Source organism: Chitinophaga sp. (assembly GCF_035564935.1).
In the GTDB taxonomy this organism is placed as follows: Bacteria; Bacteroidota; Bacteroidia; order Chitinophagales; family Chitinophagaceae; genus Chitinophaga.
On sequence record NZ_DATMTE010000664.1, the window covers coordinates 1 to 1,564 of the forward strand.

The following is a 1,564-nucleotide window of genomic DNA, read 5'->3' on the forward strand; positions in this document are numbered from 1 at the left end:
GCATACGGACAACAAGATCATGCCCATACCTTTCTTTTTGTTCCCGGTGCATGGGACGGTGGCTGGGATTACGCAAAAGTGGATTCCATTTTAAGTGCGCATGGCAACATTGTTTACCGGCCTACACTTACCGGCCTTGGGGAAAGGGTACATCTTTCCAACCCGGGTATCAACCTGACCACCTACATCAATGACATACTGAATGTGATCAGGTTCGAGGGCCTGCACAACATCATCCTTGTAGGTCATAGTTATGGGGGCATGGTCATTTCAGGTGTGGCTGAACAGGTGCCTGACCGCATCAAACAATTGATCTACCTGGATGCGATGGTACCCGACAACGGGGAAAGCGCAAAAGATGTTTGTGGCAGCCTGTGGGAACCAATGACCAGGGGCAATATCAGGGACGGCATGGTACGCTATCCTTTCGGCGCCACAAAGTCTGTTCCGCCTATGGATGTACCACAGCCACTGAATACCTTTACCGAGCCGCTGCAAATCAGCAACCCAATGGCTAAAAAGATTCCGGCAGCATTTCTCCAGATGACAAAAAACGGCAAGGGAAGTCCCGGTCACGATAAAATGGGAATAGAAAAAGCCAGGGCAAGGAAATGGAAGATCTATATGCTTGAAGGCGGACACTATTCAATGCGCGAGCAACCGGAAAATCTGGCAAAAAAACTGGAAGAGATGGCGCATGAGTAACGGTTTCAGGAATTTGCACGCGGACATCGTTAAACATTTATAAGTAACTTAGGGTATGGAAAACAGGATTATCCACCGGATAAAAACCATCAGTGAATACCATAAGGTGATGGGGCTTCCCAGGCCGGAACATCCACTGATCAGTGTTATTGATTACAACTCCATACAGCTGCCTTGCAAAGCCAGCATGGGTTTCATGTTCGACTTTTATTCCATCCTTATCGACAGGAATTTTAAGGGTCATATGAAATATGGACAGCAGCCCGGAGATTTCGAAGAAGGTATCTTATTTTTCATGGCACCCGGTCAGGTATTTGAAGTGGAGCCTGAAGAAGCGGAAATCATCAACCGCTCAGGTTGGGTACTGCTCATCCATCCCGATTTTCTGTGGAAAACCACGCTTGCAAAGAAGATCAGGCAATACGATTATTTTGGCTATTCGGTCAGTGAAGCGCTTTTCCTCTCTGATAAGGAGGAAAAGGCTATTCTTGGCATTATAGAAAACATCATGCAGGAATCCCGGAATAACATTGACAAATTCAGTGATCCGGTGATCATTGCGCAGCTGGAGTTGCTTCTGACCTATGCCGACAGGTTTTATCAGCGGCAGTTCATTACCCGCAAAAAATCGGGTCATTCGATCCTTGACCGCCTTGAAGCCTTACTGGATGGTTATTTAAAGAGTGAGGCGCTATCTGCAGAAGGAATACCGACCGTTAAGGAGGTGGCCTCCTCCTTAAATGTTTCTGCAGGGTACCTGAGCGGCTTACTGAAGTCATTAACCGGGAAAAGCACGCAACACTATCTGCAGGACAGGCTGATTGAACATGCGAAAACGCAATTATCCACAACAAATCAC

At 47.1% G+C, this 1,564-nt stretch carries 2 protein-coding genes; both read left to right on the plus strand.

Annotation, left to right across the window (positions count from 1 at the left end):
- On the plus strand, positions 1 to 705 hold a 705-nt coding region (locus VN105_RS17090), incomplete at its 5' end, for an alpha/beta hydrolase (protein WP_325642742.1).
- A gap of 55 nt (positions 706 to 760) precedes the next feature.
- Positions 761 to 1,564 (plus strand): AraC family transcriptional regulator (locus tag VN105_RS17095; protein WP_325642743.1); only part of this gene is annotated, 804 nt, incomplete at its 3' end.